Origin of the sequence: Algoriphagus resistens, assembly GCF_001442615.1 — a bacterium.
GTDB classification, from domain to species: Bacteria; Bacteroidota; Bacteroidia; order Cytophagales; family Cyclobacteriaceae; genus Algoriphagus; species Algoriphagus resistens.
Genome location: NZ_LMXN01000005.1, coordinates 204,375 through 225,526, shown reverse-complemented (window position 1 = coordinate 225,526; position 21,152 = coordinate 204,375). Strand labels below are relative to the sequence as shown.

At 39.9% G+C, this 21,152-nt stretch carries 25 protein-coding genes and 1 pseudogene; 13 read left to right on the top strand and 13 right to left on the bottom strand.

What is annotated here, in order from left to right:
- Positions 1 to 110 precede the first annotated feature (110 nt).
- The 6 genes from AS141_RS11525 (at position 111) to AS141_RS11505 (ending at position 4,263) form a co-directional block, all read left to right on the top strand.
- A complete protein-coding gene (locus AS141_RS11525) occupies positions 111 to 488 on the top strand; it encodes an SPW repeat protein (protein WP_057937811.1) in 378 nt (125 codons plus the stop codon).
- A 277-nt stretch (positions 489 to 765) separates the two neighbouring features.
- The gene (locus AS141_RS11520; protein WP_198293532.1) at positions 766 to 2,454 is read left to right on the top strand and encodes a thiamine pyrophosphate-binding protein; all 1,689 of its coding nucleotides are present in this window, start codon (positions 766 to 768) and stop codon (positions 2,452 to 2,454) included.
- 73 nt (positions 2,455 to 2,527) lie between these two features.
- Positions 2,528 to 2,719 (top strand): erythromycin esterase family protein, encoded by a 192-nt coding sequence (locus tag AS141_RS25995; RefSeq protein ID WP_082632269.1) that lies wholly within the window; start codon positions 2,528 to 2,530, stop codon positions 2,717 to 2,719.
- Positions 2,685 to 3,056 carry an erythromycin esterase family protein gene (locus tag AS141_RS11515; protein ID WP_157243440.1) on the top strand — a complete coding sequence of 124 codons (372 nt, stop codon included), beginning with the start codon at positions 2,685 to 2,687 and terminating at the stop codon, positions 3,054 to 3,056. Before AS141_RS25995 ends, AS141_RS11515 begins: the two co-directional genes overlap by 35 nt.
- 12 nt (positions 3,057 to 3,068) lie before the next feature.
- Complete coding sequence (locus AS141_RS11510; RefSeq protein WP_057937809.1) at positions 3,069 to 3,704, top strand: phosphoribosyltransferase; 636 nt, start codon at positions 3,069 to 3,071, stop codon at positions 3,702 to 3,704.
- On the top strand, positions 3,676 to 4,263 hold the full coding sequence (locus AS141_RS11505; protein ID WP_198293531.1) for an HD domain-containing protein: 588 nt from the start codon (positions 3,676 to 3,678) through the stop codon (positions 4,261 to 4,263). The genes AS141_RS11510 and AS141_RS11505 overlap by 29 nt, the downstream gene beginning before the upstream one ends.
- A gap of 223 nt (positions 4,264 to 4,486) precedes the next feature.
- Here the strand turns inward: AS141_RS11505 and AS141_RS11500 are convergent, their stop codons facing one another.
- The 3 genes from AS141_RS11500 to AS141_RS11495 all read right to left on the bottom strand — a co-directional run bounded on the left by AS141_RS11500 (position 4,487) and on the right by AS141_RS11495 (position 5,787).
- Entirely contained in the window at positions 4,487 to 4,702 is a 216-nt protein-coding gene (locus tag AS141_RS11500) for a dodecin family protein (protein WP_057937807.1), read from the bottom strand.
- Positions 4,703 to 5,365: 663 nt separating this feature from the next.
- Positions 5,366 to 5,506 carry a hypothetical protein gene (locus AS141_RS26550; RefSeq protein ID WP_157243439.1) on the bottom strand — a complete coding sequence of 47 codons (141 nt, stop codon included), beginning with the start codon at positions 5,504 to 5,506 and terminating at the stop codon, positions 5,366 to 5,368.
- Positions 5,507 to 5,535: 29 nt separating this feature from the next.
- Complete coding sequence (locus AS141_RS11495; RefSeq protein WP_057937806.1) at positions 5,536 to 5,787, bottom strand: NAD-dependent epimerase/dehydratase family protein; 252 nt, start codon at positions 5,785 to 5,787, stop codon at positions 5,536 to 5,538.
- Between the two features lie 145 nt (positions 5,788 to 5,932).
- Between AS141_RS11495 and AS141_RS11490 the strand changes: the two genes are divergently transcribed.
- The gene (locus AS141_RS11490) at positions 5,933 to 6,343 is read left to right on the top strand and encodes a hypothetical protein (RefSeq protein ID WP_057937805.1); all 411 of its coding nucleotides are present in this window, start codon (positions 5,933 to 5,935) and stop codon (positions 6,341 to 6,343) included.
- 93 nt (positions 6,344 to 6,436) lie between these two features.
- On the opposite strand, the gene AS141_RS26545 is transcribed toward AS141_RS11490, so the two are convergent.
- The 5 genes from AS141_RS26545 to AS141_RS11470 form a co-directional block, all read right to left on the bottom strand.
- On the bottom strand, positions 6,437 to 6,682 hold the full coding sequence (locus AS141_RS26545; protein ID WP_157243438.1) for a hypothetical protein: 246 nt from the start codon (positions 6,680 to 6,682) through the stop codon (positions 6,437 to 6,439).
- Between the two features lie 142 nt (positions 6,683 to 6,824).
- Positions 6,825 to 7,337, bottom strand: a complete 513-nt coding sequence (locus tag AS141_RS11480) for a CinA family protein (protein WP_057937804.1) — start codon at positions 7,335 to 7,337, stop codon at positions 6,825 to 6,827.
- 29 nt (positions 7,338 to 7,366) lie between these two features.
- Positions 7,367 to 7,528, bottom strand: coding sequence for a hypothetical protein (locus AS141_RS26540; protein WP_157243437.1), 162 nt, complete (start codon positions 7,526 to 7,528; stop codon positions 7,367 to 7,369).
- 11 nt (positions 7,529 to 7,539) lie between these two features.
- Positions 7,540 to 8,397 (bottom strand): glucose 1-dehydrogenase, encoded by an 858-nt coding sequence (locus AS141_RS11475; RefSeq protein WP_057937803.1) that lies wholly within the window; start codon positions 8,395 to 8,397, stop codon positions 7,540 to 7,542.
- A gap of 299 nt (positions 8,398 to 8,696) precedes the next feature.
- On the bottom strand, positions 8,697 to 10,883 hold the full coding sequence (locus tag AS141_RS11470) for a sensor histidine kinase (RefSeq protein ID WP_082632267.1): 2,187 nt from the start codon (positions 10,881 to 10,883) through the stop codon (positions 8,697 to 8,699).
- Between the two features lie 560 nt (positions 10,884 to 11,443).
- On the opposite strand from AS141_RS11470, the gene AS141_RS11465 reads away from it, so the two are divergent.
- A complete protein-coding gene (locus AS141_RS11465) occupies positions 11,444 to 12,844 on the top strand; it encodes a sigma-54-dependent transcriptional regulator (RefSeq protein ID WP_057937801.1) in 1,401 nt (466 codons plus the stop codon).
- 32 nt (positions 12,845 to 12,876) lie between these two features.
- Here the strand turns inward: AS141_RS11465 and AS141_RS11460 are convergent, their stop codons facing one another.
- The 3 genes from AS141_RS11460 to AS141_RS11450 form a co-directional block, all read right to left on the bottom strand.
- A complete protein-coding gene (locus tag AS141_RS11460) occupies positions 12,877 to 13,326 on the bottom strand; it encodes a hypothetical protein (RefSeq protein WP_057937800.1) in 450 nt (149 codons plus the stop codon).
- Positions 13,327 to 13,415: 89 nt separating this feature from the next.
- Entirely contained in the window at positions 13,416 to 13,652 is a 237-nt protein-coding gene (locus tag AS141_RS11455; protein ID WP_057937799.1) for a hypothetical protein, read from the bottom strand.
- Between the two features lie 113 nt (positions 13,653 to 13,765).
- On the bottom strand, positions 13,766 to 14,308 hold the full coding sequence (locus tag AS141_RS11450; RefSeq protein WP_057937798.1) for a YciE/YciF ferroxidase family protein: 543 nt from the start codon (positions 14,306 to 14,308) through the stop codon (positions 13,766 to 13,768).
- A 675-nt stretch (positions 14,309 to 14,983) separates the two neighbouring features.
- Between AS141_RS11450 and AS141_RS11445 the strand changes: the two genes are divergently transcribed.
- Positions 14,984 to 15,547: a helix-turn-helix domain-containing protein gene (locus AS141_RS11445; protein WP_087149414.1), complete on the top strand. Its 564-nt coding sequence runs from the start codon at positions 14,984 to 14,986 to the stop codon at positions 15,545 to 15,547.
- Between the two features lie 14 nt (positions 15,548 to 15,561).
- Positions 15,562 to 16,002, top strand: a complete 441-nt coding sequence (locus AS141_RS11440) for a response regulator (RefSeq protein ID WP_087149412.1) — start codon at positions 15,562 to 15,564, stop codon at positions 16,000 to 16,002.
- A gap of 93 nt (positions 16,003 to 16,095) precedes the next feature.
- Here AS141_RS11440 and AS141_RS11435 read toward each other — a convergent pair whose 3' ends face one another.
- The gene (locus AS141_RS11435) at positions 16,096 to 16,827 is read right to left on the bottom strand and encodes a hypothetical protein (protein WP_057937795.1); all 732 of its coding nucleotides are present in this window, start codon (positions 16,825 to 16,827) and stop codon (positions 16,096 to 16,098) included.
- A 514-nt stretch (positions 16,828 to 17,341) separates the two neighbouring features.
- Between AS141_RS11435 and AS141_RS11430 the strand changes: the two are divergent.
- The 3 genes and pseudogenes from AS141_RS11430 (at position 17,342) to AS141_RS11420 (ending at position 19,939) form a co-directional block, all read left to right on the top strand.
- Positions 17,342 to 18,498: pseudogene (locus tag AS141_RS11430) on the top strand (zinc-dependent alcohol dehydrogenase).
- An 18-nt stretch (positions 18,499 to 18,516) separates the two neighbouring features.
- Positions 18,517 to 19,314: an SDR family NAD(P)-dependent oxidoreductase gene (locus AS141_RS11425; protein WP_057937794.1), complete on the top strand. Its 798-nt coding sequence runs from the start codon at positions 18,517 to 18,519 to the stop codon at positions 19,312 to 19,314.
- A gap of 124 nt (positions 19,315 to 19,438) precedes the next feature.
- The gene (locus AS141_RS11420) at positions 19,439 to 19,939 is read left to right on the top strand and encodes a DUF6789 family protein (protein ID WP_057937793.1); all 501 of its coding nucleotides are present in this window, start codon (positions 19,439 to 19,441) and stop codon (positions 19,937 to 19,939) included.
- Positions 19,940 to 19,972: 33 nt separating this feature from the next.
- Here AS141_RS11420 and AS141_RS11415 read toward each other — a convergent pair whose 3' ends face one another.
- Complete coding sequence (locus AS141_RS11415) at positions 19,973 to 20,695, bottom strand: DUF72 domain-containing protein (RefSeq protein WP_057937792.1); 723 nt, start codon at positions 20,693 to 20,695, stop codon at positions 19,973 to 19,975.
- Positions 20,696 to 21,152: the final 457 nt, after the last annotated feature.

Genomic DNA, 21,152 nt, shown 5'->3' with positions numbered 1-21,152 from the left:
AGTATAAGCCAATAAGCGATCATAAGCATATTAATTGTTCAGGGAGTAGCTAAGAAAGGATCAAATTTTGTAAAAGATTAGAAGCCAATTAGTAAAAATGATCGCTATTTATGAACATAATCAGCCCAAAAACCCACTCCTATTTAGACTATGTTGTTGCGGCAATTTTAATAGGAATACCATGGGTATTCGGATTCACAATGAATGGTCCTGAAATGTGGATTCCTGTGATAATCGGCCTGACTACATTGACTTACAGCATATTTACCCGGTTTAAAGAAGAGCATTTTGGAATAATATCCTTAAGAGTACATATCGTGTTTGATGTAATCCTTGGGATCTTCCTTGCTATCAGTCCTTGGATCACCCACTTCTCAGAAATCTCGGCAATCCCCCATCTGGTGGCAGGTATGCTCATATGTGCAATAGCGCTACTAACTAAGATCCCTTCTAAACCTGATCCCTCTAAAGGCGGAAGTCTGGAATAATCCTTTCAGGAAAATCTCTTCCAACAGCTGCTTATGCGAGTAAAAGTCCACGATCTGTTACCTATTATGCACAGTCCTATCTCAATGGAAGAACCACACGCAGAATACTTCTCATACCAAAAACAATATCAAGTTCTATAACTGTCCATGCACTGCCATATTCAACAACCTATTTCTAATAAACTCTTTAGCTATCCGCAGTGGGAACAGATCTTGAATTTTCTACCTGTACTAAAGAGACAGAAGTTAGACTTGCTGAAACTAAACCTACTTAAGCATGAAAGGAAAAGATGAGACAAGAGAATCAAAAATGAACACAGCAGACGTGTTGGTTCAGAAACTTATTGACTGGGAAGTAAAATTTATTTTTGGAATCATCGGCGATCGCATCAATCCAATTGTGGAAGCTTTGCGTAAACGGCAAGATGATATAAAGTTTATTACTGTTCGTCACGAGGAGTCCGCAGCCTTTATGGCAAGTGGATATGCAAAATATACCGGGAAATTAGGCGTATGTCTGGCTACTTCCGGCCCGGGAGCCATCCATCTGCTGAACGGACTATATGATGCCTACAAAGATCACGTTCCTGTACTTGCCATTACCGGAGCACCTGTGCAGGATCTGGAAGGCACAGATTACATTCAGGAAGTCAATGTAAGTTCTCTGATGCAGGAAGTTACAACTTATAACCAGGTTATCACCGGTCCCAAACAAGCTGAAAGTATTGTAGATCTAGCAATAAGAGCAGCATTGAATGAATCAGGGGTCTCACATTTGAATTTTTCCAAAGACACTCAGGAAGTTGAAATCAAAGATGATAAGCCTTCCAAAGAGGGGAACGAAAAACTCAAAGGCTCACAGAGTTACCAGCCCAGAGTAGAAGTTCCTGCTGATGAAGCCCTGGAGTCGGCCGCGGAAATAATTAATTCTGGAAAAAAAATCGGTATCCTGGCCGGTTTCGGAGCACTTGCAGCACGAAATGAAGTACAAAGCCTTGCAGAGTTGCTCGGTGCCCCTGTCGCGAAAGCATTATTGGGAAAAGCTGTGATTCCTGATGACTCACCTTACAGTACAGGAGGTACAGGACATCTGGGAACAATACCGTCTAGCGATTGGATGCAGGAATGTGATGTTTTGGTCATCCTTGGCAGTAATATGCCTTATCTGGATTATTATCCCAAGGATGCCAAAGCAGTACAAATCGATCATAATCCCAAAAGGATAGGGTTAAGATATCCCGTTACTGTAGGGCTCACCGGTGATGTCCGCGCAACTGTTCGGGCACTACTCCCAAAAGTAAACAAAAAGCAAGATCAAAGCTTTTTGAGAAAGTACCAAAAAGCCATGGGTGATTGGAGGAAAACCCTCAAGAAGGTAGAAGAAGGCGAGAGCGAGTTGGTCAGGCCACAATACTTGGTAGCAGAAGTAGGGAGGTTATTAAAAGATGATGCCACCGTCTCCATTGACACAGGAGCTCATACAATCTTCACCGCCAGACATTGGGAAATAAAGAAAGACCAACAAATGGCCGTGTCAGGAAACCTTGCATCCATGGCTCCGGGGCTCCCCTTTGCCATTGCAGCACAATTGGCTTTCCCTGAAAGGCAATGTGTCGCCATGGTAGGAGATGGAGGATTTTCGATGCTTATGGCGGAACTGGTGACCGCCGTTCGTTATAGACTGCCTATCAAAGTTGTGATATTTAAGAATAACCAGCTATCCCAGGATGTGTATGAGCAAAAAGCAGCAGGCACAGCAGTATATGGCGGGGATTTAACCCCTATAGATTTTGTAAAAGTGGCAGAAGCCTGTGGATCAGAAGGTTATAGCTGTAACAGAAAAAACCAGTTACATGGCATTTTGGATAAAGCCTTTAGAACAAAAAGCACAGCTGTGATAGAAGTCAGTATAGATCCGGAGCAGGCGCCAGCTGCACCCCATCACATTCTCCAAAATAAATTTTAAGGCGACTAAACACTGGTATGATCGGTAATAAAATAGAAAAGGTGAATCTACCTGGAACATACAAGACTGGTACATGGCTGATACTGTAAAACGGTTAATGGAATATTACGGTCCTCAATCCAAAATTGTAATCTGGGCACATAATAACCATATCGGAGATGCCCGGGCTACTTCTATGCGAAGTAAGGGGCTTCTGAATATTGATCAAATAATACAAGAGGAATATGCGGATGAAGATATACCGGATCGGTTTTGGCTCTTTTGAAGGTGATCTCATAGCTGGAAGTTACTGGGAAGCTCCTATGAAAAGAACAACTGTTCCTTCTGCTTGGAAGCAAAGCTGGGAAGAATTGCTGCATCTATCAGGATCATGGAACAAAATTCTACTTACAAAGGACCTTCATTTTTTCAACTCACCTATCGGTCACAGGGCCATCGGAGTGGTCTATGACCACAACGATGAGAAAGGAAACTATGTGCCCAGCATTATCCCTGAACGATATGAAGCATTTGTCTATATTGATAAAAGCAGTGCCTTACATCCGATTTATGTAAAAACCGAGATAGATCGAACCCCAGAGACCTATCCATTTGGAATCTAAACAGACACGTTTATGGCCTTACTCCAAAACAGAGCTGAAGCAGCGGAAAGATTACTCATTATGATGGCGGAATATCTGACAAATGATGTAATACTTCTTGCAATTCCCAGAGGAGGTGTTCCCATCGCACATGTCATCGCCAAAACCATAGCAAAACCAATAGATATTGTCATGGTAAAAAAAATAGGCCATCCAATGTATCCTGAATATGCAATTGGTTCCGTTTCTCCTGATACAGAATTCATTCAAATCCGGGAGGGGGTTTCAGAAAAATACCTGAAGGGCCAGATCGAAACAATCAGAAAAAAGCTTCTTGAAAAATATGGGTATTTCATAGGAGATCACCGCCCACAAACTATCCAGAATAAAACCGCAGTTATTTTAGATGATGGTATTGCCACTGGAAATTCAATGCTGGCTGCCGTACGGTTTGTCAGGGCTGAGCAGCCTGCCCATCTCGTAGTGGCGGCTCCGATAATATCATTGGATGCTTTACAAAAGTTACAGAAAGAGGCCGACGAAGTCGTATATTTATACGCCCCAGATCCATTTTTAAGCGTTGGCCGGCATTATGAAGAATTCCAGCAATTGACTGATCAAGAAGTAAAATTGCTGTTAAATGACGCTTATAATCATGCAAAAAGATGAAATATTGAAGCTGGTCCGAGATTATGCTGATGAAGCACACGGAGATCAGATCCGTAAATACACAAAAGAGCGGTACATTGTCCATCCGGAAAGGGTACTAAAGATCTGTGAAGAATATAGCAACAAATTACCGGTAGTAGCTGCAGCCCTTCTTCACGATGTGTTAGAGGATACCGACGTGACTCCGAAGGAAATGAAGGATTATCTATCTACCATAATGTTAGCTGAGGAAGCAACCCGCACGGTGAAACTGGTAATTGAAATGACCGATGTATATACCAAGGCAGCATATCCGCAATGGAACCGTGATACAAGAAAGCAAAAAGAACTGGAACGGATCAAAAAAACCAGTCCCGATGCCCAATCGATAAAATATGCCGATATTCTGGATAACTGCAGAGAGATAGTCCAATATGATATTTCCTTCGCACCAAAATACCTCCAAGAATGCAGTTCCATACTTAAATCCGCAATACGGGGAAATAAAGACCTTCGTAAACTCGCTATGGAAACGCTTGATCATGAGAAAGACAACCTGAGAAAGAAGAAAACGCGCTAATAAAGCATTCTTTCAAACCCCTATAATCCACTGAGGTTTATGTTCATTTTTTCAACGATCGTCCCGGAAAAAGTAAAAAATAGAAGACCTAGAGTAAGGATTTTAATCAGCGGACAAGTACTATAATTGAATTATTCAATTATAGTACTGTAGGCATATCAAGAATTCCCACCTAAGCCTTCTCAGTTCTGATTGGCAGTTTAATTACAAAGCACTTACTACATTAGTTTGTGGATGCTCTATCATCCACTCTAAAAGAAACCTTACAATTTATCCCATATGAAATTTCTCCATTATTTACATGCGCCTTTATATTGCTTATATTGTCAGAATCAATATTCTTAATGGTTTTTGAGGCTTCAGCAACGGCATTTCTTAATGCATCATCTATACTTTTATCTGAAGTGGCTATGAGTTCTATAACTTTGACGATTGACATATTTGTATCAAATTATTATGTAATTAATTTATTTTAGCAATTCAAATAGTACGAATTTTAAGCCAGCACAGAAAACTTCCCTATCTTTTTAAAATCGGCATCAATAAATCAATTCTTTAATTATTAAGTCGCCCGAATGTTACATTATGTCACCTTAACAACCCACATTTTAGATCAGGTACAGCCAGTTCCTGGAATCATATTCTCCCTATTTGACAAAATTATGCAAAATCTATTTTGGTCTGCGCATTGCCAACAATCATGTAAATTAAACGCTACATATTATGGGAATAGAACTAATCATTTTTGTCATCTTAATAATTGCAATTACTGCGATCGGAATAGGCTACTTCGCCAAAAAGAAAAAACATGGAAAATAAACCGCGTAGTTTAAAGGTGCTAAACTTTTAGCCTGGCTTATCCTGCTTCGTTCCTGAATACTCAAACTGCTGATTAACTACTAGTTAAACAACTAATACTTATAAGAATAAGCTTGGATTTCTCAAGTATGCCTATCCTATGGGGCTCCATTCGCAGCACTTCAGAGGCAGAGGACATGTTCTATATCCATAACATAGTCAATCAATTGCTATTTATAATGCATACAGTCCGGAAACGCATTTTCCTGTAGAAGCAGACCCCGCTTTACAGTACAGTGCGGATCTAGCCTGGGTTCTTTACTAGGCTTGCAGTTCCTCTCACATTCAAATCTGTGAATTCTTCCAGCTGGCACATAGATTGGCCTACTCCCATCAGAGATGCAAATTGAAATACAGCATCAGCCTCACGCACCAGACTTGTCATCAGATCCCCATTTCAGACATCCCCAACTATCAAATCTCGACGGCTAGATAATCCGGCCTCAGCCTTTCTCCCCCGTGCACCTGGCTAGTGAGATTGTTCTGCACACGGATTTTATATCCGTGCTTTATCTGCTCATCGCAAAGATGGGATCCTATAAATCCTGCACCGCCTGTTATCAATATATTTTTTCTACTTCTAAAATTTTTAGAAGTAGAAGTACAAACAACGTTCCAGCGATGAAACACCAGCTGGTTGGCTGGGAGCAAACCCTCAATAAACATTTAGGTAACCAACAGTGCACAGTATGTCACCATTTTGTAATAACAATAGATTGACATATAATTAGGAGCTACCCGCGTTGACTACTACAGGTACAAAACTAATAATAACGTAAAATCGGCACAATAAAAGCTTACAAACAAGAACATGAATAGACAAGAAAAAAGAATATATTTTAAATTAACCATTGCACAAGGATCCTATTATGTGTTATTGGGGTTTATAATTATGCTATTTTCCATTAAGGCAAACCGGATTGCCGAATCTCTAATTCTTGAATTTAATTCTGCTTTAGTGGGAAGCCTGATAATTGGAATAGGATGTGCCCTCTATGCTGGTAAAAAATATAAGAAGGTGCCATTGTCACTTTGCGTTTTAGGCTTAGTCAGTTCTGGTTCAATCTTACTCAACCAAATAAATGGTGCTCTTGAAAGCCAATCCACACTTTTTCAAAATTTTGATCTATTGGCAGAGCTAGTTTTTATGCTTCTATGGCTTTATTTGGCATACTGGAAATGGGTAAGCAGAAAGTTCTCTAAATTTAATTCAGATAATTGACATTCAGTTATTTACAAAATAAAATCCGAATCCTGAAAGTCAACTTGACAAAAAATATTAACTGGAAGAATAAATTATGATAAAGCCAGCAGGTTATAAGTTAATTCTCCGATGCCAGAGCATGTACTTTCTCTCGACAGGGATCTGGCCGCTCATTTCTATGTCTACTTTTTTGCAAATTACCGGCCCTAAAAATGATTTATGGCTTGTAAAGGTTGTCGGAATTTTAATCTCTGTTATAGGAATGGTTTTACTGATCACATCTTTTAATAAAAGAAGAAATCCTTCTGTTATTACATTGGCAATTAGCTCATCTACAGCACTAGCTACTATAGACATTGTATTCTATTTATCCAATACTATCTCTGCAGTATATTTATTGGACGCAGTGATAGAATCAGTAATAATCATACTATGGATTTGGAACATCTACCGAAAAAATAGATATACTGGCTATAGAAGCATTATATAACTAAAAGAATTACGTCATTGCAGTTTTTTTCTCAAGACTAAACCCACAAAGCTTAATCAACGAAGATGCATATTCATGCTGTGCTTCCAGTTGATTGGAGGTATTTGTTGTGAATTTTTCGGTAAAGACTATTTCTCCTTTTAAACAAAAAGATGCATAAGCATACAAATCAATAATCCCCTTTTCAGGAAGCTTGGATGCATATCCTGTCAAACTTAAGCTCAAATCAGAATTGAATCTCCTACAAATCTGAAGAGCCATTTTTTCAGCAAGCTTTTTGGAAACGCCATCCAGGGCAACACAATTTTCATCAATGATAGAAAGCTGTTTCATTTTCTGAAAGCAACTGTAAGCTGTTATTCCACCGCTAAAGAACATACCTGCATTTTGACAGGTACTTAGCATCAACTGCAACATTCCCGCAGTAACGCTCTCTGCGACAGAAATCCTATAATTATGCTTCAGACAGTAATCACGGATAATATTAAGGGCATTTTGGGTATCTTCTTCGATTAAATTCATATTGGCAACTATTCTTTTTTATACCGGATTCACTTCTTTTTATCGGAACGGTTAGGCTTGGGTTGCACGTATTCTTCCCGCGGGTCTTCGTCAGGTACATTCTTTTTTCTCTTGTCAGTACCGAACGGTGTAACGCTTATATTGTCTTTGTCTATTTTCTTTTCAAAATCAGATTCTTTGTTCTTTGCCATGATCTGCTCAATTAGGTATTTATAATGTCTCCCCCATTTGGGTGGATAAATTGTCCGGTAATATAACTTGACTGATCTGAGGCTAAAAAGAGAAAGCTTGGTGCAACTTCGGATGGTTCCCCTGCCCGATTGAGCGGTACATTTTGGCCAAACCTGGCTACATCTTCCTTTCCGAATGTCGCCGGGATCAAGGGTGTCCATATAGGCCCAGGTGCTACCCCATTCACACGGATACCTTTGTGGGCCAGGTTAGCAGACAAGGATCTGGTAAAACTGACAATTGCTCCTTTCGTAGCGGAATAATCAATTAACCGACCATTACCCTGATAGGCTGTTACCGATGATGTATTGATAATCGTACACCCTTTGTCCATATATGGCAATACCTCGCGAGAAAGGTAGAAGTAAGGATAAATGTTTGTTTCGAATGTTTTATGCAATTGCTCGTCCGAAATATCCGTTAAACTTTCCTGCGGAAATTGCATTGCTGCATTGTTGATCAGTATATCTATTTTACCAAATTCTTCAATGGTTTTCTTTACTATGGATTTGCAGTGGCTACTCACCGACACGTCCCCATTAATCAGTACAGCTCTTCTACCCCGCTTTACAATTTCCTTCTTGGTAAGCTCGGCATCCTGATCTTCACCAAAATAAGCAATTACCAGATCAGCGCCTTCCTCTGCGAAAAGTACAGCTATAGCCCGGCCAATTCCACTGTCCCCACCGGTGACTATCGCTACTTTATCCGTGAGTAAACCCGATCCACGGTAGCCCTTTTTGATAAATTCCGGCAAAGGATACATTTTATATTCCTTCCCCGGTTGTCGCTCCTGTGTCAGTCCTTTTCGTTCAGTTTCTTCAGACATATAGTAGTAAGGTAAGTTGATAATAGTTGGTTATGTTTTTCAAAGGGCAGTCGCCTTTTTCAAATCGGTAAAAATTCATGTATGATATAAATGTCATTACCAATGGGATAAGAAAAACGCTTAGACCAAAGTTACCCCTCTTACCCTGCCGGTATATTACAAAATTCAACGGATTGCTTGCATAATTCACATCTACGGGACGTAGGGAAGGACAGTTTGCTTAGTTGAAAATAGAACTTGAAGCAACGACGTCAACCTCTTTTAGACAACTCTAAAAAGCCTCCAATTTCCTATTAATATTATCCACGGGAAGCTGTTTCTACCAGCTCATTAGAGATAATAAAAGTGAAGCTGGATCCCTCTCCCGGAATACTATTGGCAAATATGATTCCGCCGTGATTCTCGACCACCTTCTTACAAATGGCCAAGCCTATGCCTGATCCTTCGAAGTTCTGTTTATCATGAAGTCTATTGAATATAATAAAAATGGTCTCTGCGAGATTTGGGTCAAACCCGATCCCGTTATCCTGAACTGTAATCTTCAATAAGTTTGCCCGGTCTACTGCTGAAAAAAGGGATTTTTCATAATCTGTCACTTCCTCAGTGAATATATTGACAATGGTTTTACGATCTTGAGCACCAAATTTCAATGCATTCTCAATCAGATTAGTAAAAAGCTGTTGCATCTGGGAAGGAATCACTGAAGCTTCAGGAAGCCATGAAACATTCACCTCTGCCCCTTTTTCAACGATCTTCAGGCTCAGCTCGTCCAGAACTGTTTCCACCAATGTATACAGGCTCGCTGGTTCAAATTTCTTGGTCTGGTTCGATACGCTTGAAAATTTCAACAGATCAAGTATTAGTAGCTGCATACGGCTAGCCGAGCGTTTTATTCTTCTCACATAATCCTCACCTTTTTCGGGCATATGCAGATCAGGAAGGCTTTTCAGCATAGAGATCAACGTCTGTATCTTTCGTATTGGTTCCTGTAGATCATGACTGGCTATGTGGTTGAATGATTCCAGTTCGGCATTACTTCTAAACAATTCTATGTTTTTGTTTTCGAGATCGCGGTTAATTGAAGCCTCCACAGAGACATCCATAAAAGTGACTACCAGAATCCTCTCATTATCATCTTCAAAAAATTCCCTGCTCAAGCTTAAATATTTAATGGAATCGTAGCGGTCGCGAATCCGAATAGTTACTTTTTGCCGATCGTCAAATTCCGATTCCGGATCCGCCCACGAACTGGCAACTTCCTTATCTTCATCGAGTACATGCGAGAGAAGAATTTTTTTAGAGGGAGTGAATGAATCGGGGGAGAATCCCAACAGTCTGAATAAATTTTCTGAAAAAAGTTGGCTACCAGAATCTAAAATATGAGTGTAATAACCTATAGAGGCTACGGACTCCACATGTCTAAATAAGCGATTTTGGAGAGAAAGATTTGCATTGAGCTCCCTGAGCATTTCCTGAGAGGCAATTTCGGAAGTGACATCCTTGGTTACAAATACGGCAATCCTGCCTTGCCTATCATTACGGATGTGGCCGAGCAGGCGAACATTCCGGATTTCGCCCTGGGGCAACATTATTCTTACACTGGTTTCAACTGGGCCCTTGGCTAATGTCATTGACTTTAATTTCTCTAGAAGAGGGGTTAAATCAGGATAATAAATTTTTCTAAGATACATTCGAAAGGATGGCTCATCTTCAAAAGGGGCATATCCTAAGATGCGATACAGATTAGTTGAGAAAAACAGCTTTTTCTCATTAAAAGCGTAGTATGCATGGCCCATCCCCGCCATTTTTTCGATGTACTCAAAAATATCGCTGTTTACTTGATTTTGTAGAATAGCATCATCGCACCTGCTGAATTCATTCATTACAATACGATGGTAGATAATATGGAACACCACCATGGCAATAAGTGAAATGATGGCAGCCAAAAGTAAGGCATCCCGCATCTGTTGCGAAGAATTAAGATTATCTGAAAGTCTCTCTCCTTCCTGTCTAGACCACCCGGAAATAAAAGATAACATACCCACATCCGCCAGGGCCAGATACTGCGAAGCCCATTCTTCCTCTGGTCTTGGCTCGTACTTCATAGCCAGCAGTTTCTGGTACTTATCCAAATAGGTATTGGATTTAGTCTGAAGTGTATCGAAGTTGGAATTATAAAGTAAAGTACTACTCTTTGAAGTAACGAGTTGAGCAAGCTGAAAATGAAGCGCTGCGGCTATGTCAAGGTATTTTACCATTACCTGTGGATAAGGTTCCTTATCCGATTCATGGATCAATGCCTCGAGCCTCTCAAATTCTGCAAGCAGGCTAGACAAATTCTGCATAAGCATCTGGGAGCGGGATATTTGCTCTCTCTCACGCATCTGCGCCCTGTAGTGCAAAAACCCCAACATAACGACAACCATCGTAATAGTAACAGTGGTCAGGATAGAGCCAAAGTGTAACTTTTTTGATCGCTTTAACATTGAATCAGAATGATAAAAGTGGTTCTATTTGATTTGCTACGTATATCGAAAATTTTGTTTTTCTACCCAGCACTGTCAAATATCCTGCAAGAATAATGCAATGACGTTTTGTGGGATACATATATACATCGTTGGTCATCTATAAATTAAACAGCAAGAATGCCGAATTGTTTAACTTTCTTATAGCGTTCATTACCTGGCTTCAATCAGATTGTAGCTGTTTCACCACATTGTTATAGAATTTATGGCAGAAATGCATACCGGATTTTTATCAACAAAATAAGCATTGGAACTCATGTGCGGCTCCTGGTTTCCTTTAATTCTCTTTCTTTTTCTATGAGTGATCTCAGGAAGGAGTATTACCCTTTTCAACTATTTACTATTTGAGATTTTCTTGGAAGATATCTGAGAAGTATACAAAATACTGATGGAGAAGGGAAAAAAATTTCAAAATCCTTACACCCAGAAATTATGTAACGATCCGTGTAATTCATGTAACAGTCTTGGAAACTTAAATGAATAGCTTTATGAACAATCACACCACTATTAATTTACCATTTATGAAACATATTCTTGTAGTGGATAATCAGATCTCGAATTGCGATCTATTATCCAAATTTTTAACCAAAAAGGACTATAAAGTAACCACTACTACCAGGGGGCAAACCGCATTGGAAATGCTTCAAAAACGTAGGTATGATCTTATACTGGCTGAATATAGACTTCCTGATATATCAGGCACATTATTCTTTGACCAGGTGGATAAGTGGGATCCAAATGCAAAAATGATCCTAATGGGGAAAGGAGTCAACCTCAAAAATGCCATTGCTATGATACAAAAGGGGGTAAAAAACTTTATTGAGAAGCCTTTGAACCCTGATGAACTCCTTGAGGCTATACAGGAAGCTGAAAAAATCACACTACCCCAAATGGAAGACAGGACGTCAGCCTCAAACACTCAGCAGGCAGCTAACCTTCCTTCTGATATGGTGACGGGCAAGAGCAAGAAAGCGCGCGCCATCATTGAGCAGGTAGAGCGTGTTGGGCCGACCAATTTTTCAGTAATCGTACAGGGGGAGACGGGAACCGGTAAAGAGTCTTTGGCGCGTTTGATTCACCAAAAGAGTCTACGTAAAGATGCGCCATTTGTCGCTGTGGACTGTGGCTGTCTATCCCGTGAAATAGCAGGAAGCGAGCTTTTTGGTCATGAAAAAGGGGCATTCACCGGCGCAGCTTTTCAGAAAACAGGTTTTTTCGAGCAGGCAAATGGAGGAACAATCTTCCTTGACGAGATAGCAAATCTGCCTATGGATATACAAATAGCCCTATTACGTGCCTTACAGGAAAAAGTGATCAGAAAGGTAGGAGGATCAAAAGAGATCCCTATAGATGTACGGATCATAGCGGCGACCAACGAAAACCTGTTGCAAAAATCCGGAACTTCAAACTTTCGTGAAGACCTATATTTCAGATTATGTGAATATACTCTGGAAATCCCGCCACTGCGGGAGCGTCCAGAGGATCTTCCACTTTTTATAGACTTCTTTTTAGAGCAGACCGGTAAGGAACTGGGAAGACCAAAAGCAAAATTCTGCAAAGAAGCGAGTGACTTATTAACTGAATATTATTGGCCTGGAAATATCAGGGAGCTACGGAATGTAATCAGAAGATCAACTTTATTCTCGGATTCTGAAAGCCTGATAGGTAAAGATTCACTTCCACCCCGGATCACAACTTATAAAGATACTCTTTTCAGTGCTGACGAACCATCGGAAAGCGAAGAGTCCATCCCTACAGTGAAAAAAGGTGATTTAAGATCTACCGCACTAAAGGCCGAATCAAGAAGGATTATGGAAGTTTTGGAAAAAGTGAGGTATAATAAAACCAAGGCGGCAGAGGTGTTGAACATTCACCGTAAAACCCTATATGTTAAGATAAAATCACTAAACATCCCTTGTTGAATTAGGTTCAGCAAAAATATGTGGATACTCTTTCAACTGCAAGATTTGAAAATCAACCAAAAAAAGGTGGAAAATCCCACCCTTTTTTTTGGTTCTTGTTGAGGCCACTCTGGTTCTTTATCCGGAGGGAAATCCTTCTCTCGGTCAGGTTGGTATGGATCATTGACTTCCCTTCTTGGACTTTCTAAAGGATTTTCATCCTCATCCGGAAGATATTCTTCTTCTTCAGGTAAGCTTGGGTCGGGGAGGATTTCGGGTTCATTCGGTTTAGGGATAATTTCCCCGGGGGGGAATACTTCATCCTTATGAACAAACCCGGCTATCCTTGATCTGTAAATCCACAAATACAAACCCATTTCCCCCAGATTATCAATCACCAGACTTTCAGGAAAGCTTCTTTGATTTGACAGATGCAAGTTCAACCTGCGCTGCGTATTTCGTGACCGAGACCTAAGCTCGGTGGCATGAAAGTTAGTTTTCATGAGCATGTTGTTTAAGCTGTGTAAAGGCTACTCTCCAGTTAAGTACACAGGACATAATTGCCTTTTACCAGATGTTGGAAAAGAAAGTATTAGCTCTCCCTGTCAGAGCCTTCAGTTTTTACTATCTTATTATAGATCCCCAATAAAAGGAACGGGGCGGCCCATTGTCCTACAAACAATGCCAAGTGGTTTTGTTTGCAGACCTTTAAGCATAATGACACCCCCATTGTAGAAAGTGAAGACCATAGATATATATCAGATGGAATTTTAGCTGTTTGCGATTCAATAGTTTTAGCAACTTTGCCTTCTTTTTTTTCAGTGTCCATAGTATAGTTTTTTTGTGGTTAGTACTGGTCAATTAAAACCTAATTTTGCAATAGAAAGAATAAAAAAAGACGGAATCACTTCCGGCTTTAATCATCTACTATTGGTCTATTCTCTATTCCTGAGAAGCTTTATCATTAATTTCTGATTCGGCCAATTTTGTCAGTTTCTTATCCGCTTTCTTTTCCTCATCCAGCGTTTGTGAAAGTTTTTCTGCACATTCATTATGCTCCATTTTTTTGGCAAGTTCTACCAGTGAACCATAGGAAGCTATTTCATAATGCTCCACTTTCTGACAGGCTATGATTATTCCTGCATCCCTCACCATTGTATCTGATTTGGTATCTTCCACAATGCTTTTCGCCTCAGCAAGAAGACCTTCCATAGCCTCGCATTTTTTGGCTTGGGCCTTTTCGTCTAATAGCTGGAAGACCTCTTCCAGTCTGCTTACATGATTTTCTGTTTCCTCCAGATGTGAGGCAATAGCTTGGGATAATTTCGAGGAGGTAGCTGCCTTCTCCATTTTTGGAAGAGCTTTGACGAGATTCTTTTCCGCCCAGTAAATATCCTTCAGCTCCTGCAAAAACAATTTGTGGAACTTTGAATTCTTCATTTCTTTTGATGAAGCGGATGAAGCTGTTGGTGTTTGAGTTGCCATAATAATTAAGTGGTTAGATTAAAATTTATTTAAAGCTTAGTATGAATTAAAAACTCCAATAGCTTGCCAATTTCAAAAGCACCTGATAATGAAGACAGAACAGATTGTATTATCCTGCACGCTAACAAATTGTAACAAAAATTCCTGAAATTGTTACATTAAAAAGACATCCACTGTCCAAAATGTTCTAAGTCCTTAGATGACCGACTCCTCGTATATACTGTCATGACATTTAACTATTAGTTTAAAATTATACTCAGTGTGAAGTACCTTCATGTAGATCGTGATCCCCCTTGTGTGGAAAATATACACAGCAGCTGGGAGAAAAATTCCACTATAACTGATACCCATTATTTCATTCAGTAGAAAAAATTGAATCTATTTGAGGCATTGGAAAGATCATTAAGCCATAGACTCTCCCTCTTTTGCTTTTGAAAAGGCATTCTTATTTCAGGTCAAAGCTGAATAATTCTTACTAAATGCAGTTTATCATATTCAAAGTGTATATTTATCCTTTTGAATAGCTTCCAGTTACAGTTGAGTTCATTTGACCTTAATTAACCACTAAAAAAAGTACTAAAACAAATAAAAATAGTATAATTAAATTTTGGCATATATGGTGGAATAGGTTTTCTTCAAGGAAGGGATGCGTGACATTTTCAAATGAATAAAAAGATGAAATTAGTATTAGGATATCAGATTCATGTACTTGCAAGAAAAGTAGTAGAAAAAGAATTGGGAAAAATAGGTGTGACCTACAAATATCATAATTCTTCTCAACTAGAACTTTTGGAAGAAATCCCCTATTCCCATTTACAAAAGCTTAAGAAAAACCTGGAAGAATATGGCATTCATATAAAGGAAACACAGCGGGATCAGTTCATACAGAAGATAAAAGACACAGTTACCGAGCTAATCTATAGCGAGGAATATTACTCCTTTAAAACTTCTAATATACTGGCAGAAAAATTAAATCTAAGTTATGGTTACATTGCCAATACATTCTCTGAATACACTTTAAACACATTAGAAAATTACATAATACTTCAAAAGATAGAGCGTGCCAAGGAAATGATTTTAAGTGATGAGTATACACTGACAGAAATCGCCTACAAATTAAACTATAGCAGCGTAGGGCATTTATCGAGTCAGTTCAAGAAAATAACCGGCCTCACATCCACTTCGTTCATGAGAATCATAAAACAAAGAAATCTACTTTTGACAAAGTATAATGATTAAGTTCCTAACCAATTATGAAACAGATCAGTATCCTTTTAGCGGATGATGACGATGATGATCGCTTGTTTTTTAGCGAGGCAATAGAACAACTCGATTTAGATATTGCCCTGAATACAGTGGTTAACGGTGTGGAATTAATCGATTACCTGAAGCACCCAGAAACCCGCTTACCTGAGCTGATATTCCTTGACCTGAATATGCCGATTAAAGGAGGGATTGAATGTTTGATTGAAATGAGGAGAACGGATATTCTAAAAAACCTATCAGTGGCAATCTATTCTACTTCAAGTGCGCAAAAAGATATTGATGAATGTCTGATTCATGGCGCAAATATATACATTAAGAAACCATCGGATTTTGGGATACTCAAGTCAATCCTTTATAAGGTCATCACTATAAACCATCAATATCATAGTACAGGATTAAGCAAGGATAATTTCTTAATGGTAATCTAGACCTGGTTCCAGATGGAATTTCTGCGAGGACCAATAACACAAGAAAACCAGTAACATCAGATCCCGAAGATGAGGCTTCCAAATTTTGGATTCTTATCCGGTAATTTTCCAGCTGGTATTCAACGATGCACTTTTAGATCCTGTCTGGTCAAAATTATCAGAAGAATCTGAACGAAAGGGAGAGTGGATCTTAATATCCAGCCCTTTTGCTTCCATTAGGCTTTTAAGAATTCTACAAAAGGAGTTATTGTACCCACAAAGGTCTTCATCCACTGGATCTAGGGTAATCATTGCCACATTTTTCAAAACCTGAGATGAAATCATTCGAAGTATCCAATTAAAATCTGTGGGGCAAATTCCACAGAGATTTACCCATTTGCCTAAATGCTTCGACCAGCTGATGGCAAACACAAAGTCCTGCTCGAAAATATTTTCCGCACTTAAATCTGTAAGGCGTTCCTGCTGACATCTCCAAAGCCCCACCGATGAAAACATTTCCCCATAGCAGTGAATAAAAGCCTCAACTGACTCCGATAATGAAGGTGTGCCTTTTAAGTCGGAATCTCTGGATGGTGATTTTATAAAACAGGGCTCTATTTCGAATCCATCGGTCAACGTAGGCAGCAACCATCTGTACCAATTGGCTTTCCTTTTGGACATACCACTGTTGTAATCAATACCTACTCTAATCATCTTACCCCCTTCCTTCTTTAGCATGTCACATTTGATTTCTGCCAGTTTCTTTTTTCCTACAGGAAACCAGGTCACAGGGACATATGGGTAGCTATTTATTAAAAATCTTGGATAATTTTGTTGGGATGTCATGATTGGATAAACTAAATTGGATAGTTTGGGTTTTTATCAAAAATTCCTGATACATATAAAATTACATATCAAAGAAAAGACCATTATCATAAGGCTGGTTTCAATTAACCTAATGAAAAATAGATGGCGCAAACCCGTTACAGCATGTGTGGTTTATACCACATCGCTTGACTGTTAAAATAAAGCTGTTGTGTTTCAACTGTAAAAATAGATTTTTTTCGGTACCAGCGCCTTTTCTCTATAGTACCTAGTTATTCCATAATATCCTTCTTTCTTTTCTCTGATGATTTTTTAAGAGATATAGCTTGTAAACAAGCGTAAGGCCACCTCTTCTGGCCCATCCAATAAATATTTTATGTCCGCTTCCTTCCTTTAATAAAAGTTTAGCAGAGCTCGCATTCCCAGGGAATGACAAGCTACTACTAGTGGTTACCAATCGATTCTGCCAGTGGCAAAAGCTTTGTACACTTACCTGTAGTAGACCATTCCAATTTTAAAATCAAACTATAACCACATGAAGGCAGCAGTTTTTCACAGCCCCGGCAATATCCAAGTAGATTCAGTAGAAGATCCTAAATTAAAAAATGACAGGGATGTTATTTTAAAAGTAACTTCTACCGCCATCTGCGGTTCAGATCTCCATATCCTGAGCGGAGCTGTTCCCCAAGCCGGCAACATGATCATGGGGCATGAGTTCATGGGAATAGTCGAGGAGGTAGGCTCTGCCATAACCAACCTCACGAGGGGTGATCGCGTGGTAGTCCCCTTTCCTATTGCTTGTGGACAATGTTTTTTTGCAACCATGGCGCATCTCCCCACTGTGAAAACTCCAACTATGAGCATTACGGCCCGAGTGGGAATCTCACCGATGAAAAGGGTGGAGCACTTTTTGGTTATACGGATTTGTATGGGGGCTATGCCGGAGGACAGGCAGAATATGTGCGAGTTCCCTACGCAGATATCAGCCCAAGGGTAATCCCCGAGGAAATGACAGATGAACAGGTTTTGTTTCTAACAGATATTTTTCCCACCGGTTGGTCGGCGATTGATTGGGCCCAGCTGAAAGGCGGAGAAGTAGTTGCCATATTCGGGTCCGGACCAGTGGGACTCATGGCGCAAAAATCCGCCTGGATCCACGGGGCAAGCCGAGTAATAGCAATAGATCCTCTAGATTACCGCCTGCAGAAAGCAAAGGATGTTAACTACGCAGACACGCTAAACCCGCATAAGGTGGATGTCATAGAAGCCATTCGGGAGATGACAGATGGACGTGGGGCAGATGTATGTGTAGATGCAGTGGGTTTTGAACCAGAGCGTACTATGATGGATAAGGTGAAAGCGACGATCAACTTTGAGAAAGGGAGTATGAAGGTGCTCGATATGGCTTTCAAGGCAGTAAGACGGGGAGGAACGGTTAGCATCATGGGGGTATATGGATCCACCTACGATAACTTTCCCCTACATCGGGTTTTTGACAAAGCTATCACCATCAAACAGGGGCAAGCCCCTGTATTGAATTATATCGACACATTGATTGATCTTATTCAGGACAGTAATGTAGTCCTTGATGATATCATCTCGCACACTTTACCGCTCCATGAAGCGGCCAGAGGCTACGAGCTATTTGACAAGAAAGAAGATGACTGTGTGAAAGTTGTCCTTAAACCATAACCAAAAACCTATACAATCATGGAAATCAAAACAACATATGCTTTAATCACCGGGGCCACCAGTGGAATCGGCTATGAGCTAGCCTTACTATTTGCAAAAAACGGATATAACCTGATTATAGTCTCCCGTGATCTGGATGAATTACAGACCAAGGCCATAGAATTTAAGGATTGCGGGATCGATGTAAAAACCATTCAGGCTGACCTCTTTGATGTGGACTCAGCCTTTACCGTCTGCGAACAGGCAGAAGCCATGGGAGTAGAAATAGAAGTATTGGTTAACGATGCAGGTCAGGGACTTTACGGGAAATTTGAGAATACTGACATCAGAGGTGAACTGGATATTATCAACCTGAACATCTCCTCGCTGATAGTTCTTACCAAGTATTTCATCAAAAAAATGAGCGCCAGAAGATCAGGGAAAATACTGAACCTGGCATCAATTGCATCAAAGGCGCCAGGGCCTTGGCAGTCAGTATATCATGGCACAAAGGCTTTTGTATTGTCATTCACGGAGGCTATCCGTCAGGAAGTCCAGGATAGGAATGTGATTGTCACTGCGCTGCTGCCAGGTGCTACAGACACCGATTTCTTTAACAAGGCCGGAATGAACGAAAGTAAAATCGTACAGGACAAAGATGCCCTGTCTGATCCAAAGGATGTAGCTAAAGACGGCTATGAAGCCCTAATGAATAATGACGATAAGGTGGTCTCAGGGTTCAAAAACAAGATGAATGTGACTATGTCCAACATCACTCCCGACAGCGAGCTTGCCAGACAATTTGACGAAAAACAAAAACCTGTAAGTGAAGATTAAAATCTCTTCAAATAAACAACATAAAAACTTTCCTATTTGTCTGTAATCGGGCAGAATATGAAGAAGGCAAAATCCTAAGGGCTTTTACCTTCTTCTTTATTGCTCACCAAAACCAAATTAGTCAATGGACTTTACCCATTTCATAATCACTATCCTATCGGGAATAGCAGGAACTATAGCTATGACTTGTGTCATGTATATGTATGCTGCCATCACAAAGAAATACACCAAAGTCATCCATATCCTTGGTAGTATGCTGGCTGGAGATGAAAGCTTTAGAAATCCAGGCAAAAGCTCCTTAATAATCGGTTTTTTGGGGCATTTTGGTGTTGGGGTTATTTTTTCTTTTGCCTATTTCCTGCTATGGAACTGGGGGACTTTCCGGATCAATTTTGAGGATTCCATTCTTATCGGTGCAGCAAGTGGTGTAGTGGCCATCATAATCTGGAAAGGCTATCTCACCCTGCACAATTCCCCTCCCAAAATCTCCCAGGCCAATTACTTTATGGCCTTGTTCCTCGCCCATATCATCTTTGGTATCGTTAGCGTAAATGTATTTCAGCTTATCACAGACAATCCAGAACTCTGGTACGAGCTTCAGGACCAAGCTAAAGTACTGGAATAAAACAGATTAAGGCATGCCATACAGAAGCTTTATCTAAAAAAGCATTTTTTTCATCTGTCGCGCATTTGTGATAGCATTTCCCTCAAAATCATTATTGAAGTAAATGAAGATGCGGTGAGGATTGAGGGATTTTATTTTTTCAGCCCATTGCCGTAGTTCCTCCTCTGAATATAAATATCTATAACGCTGCTTTTTATCCTTTCCATGGAATCTAAGATAGGCTGTATGTCCAGTATGTATGATCTCTTCAGGAAGATCATCTGAGGTGGAAAGTATAGAAAATCCAATCCGGTGCTTACGAAGGATATCATAACATTCGTCGGTAAACCAAGTTTTATGTCTGAATTCCATAATATTAGCATAGTTGCTACTACAGGTCTTTGCAAAGTCCTTCAGTTTTTTCGCATCGAAATGAAGGTAAGGCGGGAGCTGCCAAAGTACGCAATCGGTCTTCCCTTCAAGGGGTTCTATCGCCTTATAGAAATTGGTGACTCCTTCTGTTGGATCCCTGAGTTTTTTGGTATGCGTCACATACCTACTTCCCTTGAGCGTAAATTTAAAGTCAGCAGGAGTATGTTCTCCCCATTTTTCAAAGGTTGACTTCTGCGGTGTATTATAAAAAGTATTGTTGATTTCCACCGTTTTAAAATGTTTGGAATAGAATGGAAGCCAATCTTTCTTAGCTAGATCTTCGGGATAAAAAGTCCCCTTCCAATCATTGTAATAGAATCCAGAAGTACCAATGTATGGAGCCATGGTGTTATTAAAAGATATTATTCATCAACATATTGGAAAAGCAGTGCCAGGTGACATTGGTGCTTTTATAAACACATTGTATGCCATTGGGAAATTGGAATTCTCGCCGTATAGACTTTCTTCCGTTAGAAAGGTAATGTTTGTATTTTTTTTCCAATTACCATTCTTACTACTTGGTGGTTATAGTGTTAAAGAGTACTCTGTTCAATGCTCATCCCTACACGAATGTAAAAGCCAACATTTTTTTATTTGGGATAGAGCAATTCAAGCCCTACTTATTTAAATCTCCTATTTCAACCATTAGGATGAGAATCGTTACCTGTTATTTCTAAAAAGTAAGAGATGCCATTTTTCGATCAAACCCAACTTGATATCCATTATAACCCTTTGCCCCAATTAGGTTCTCAAATTCAGCTGGCAAAACTCTTGCAGTCTAAAGCATTGAAGTCAATTTAGC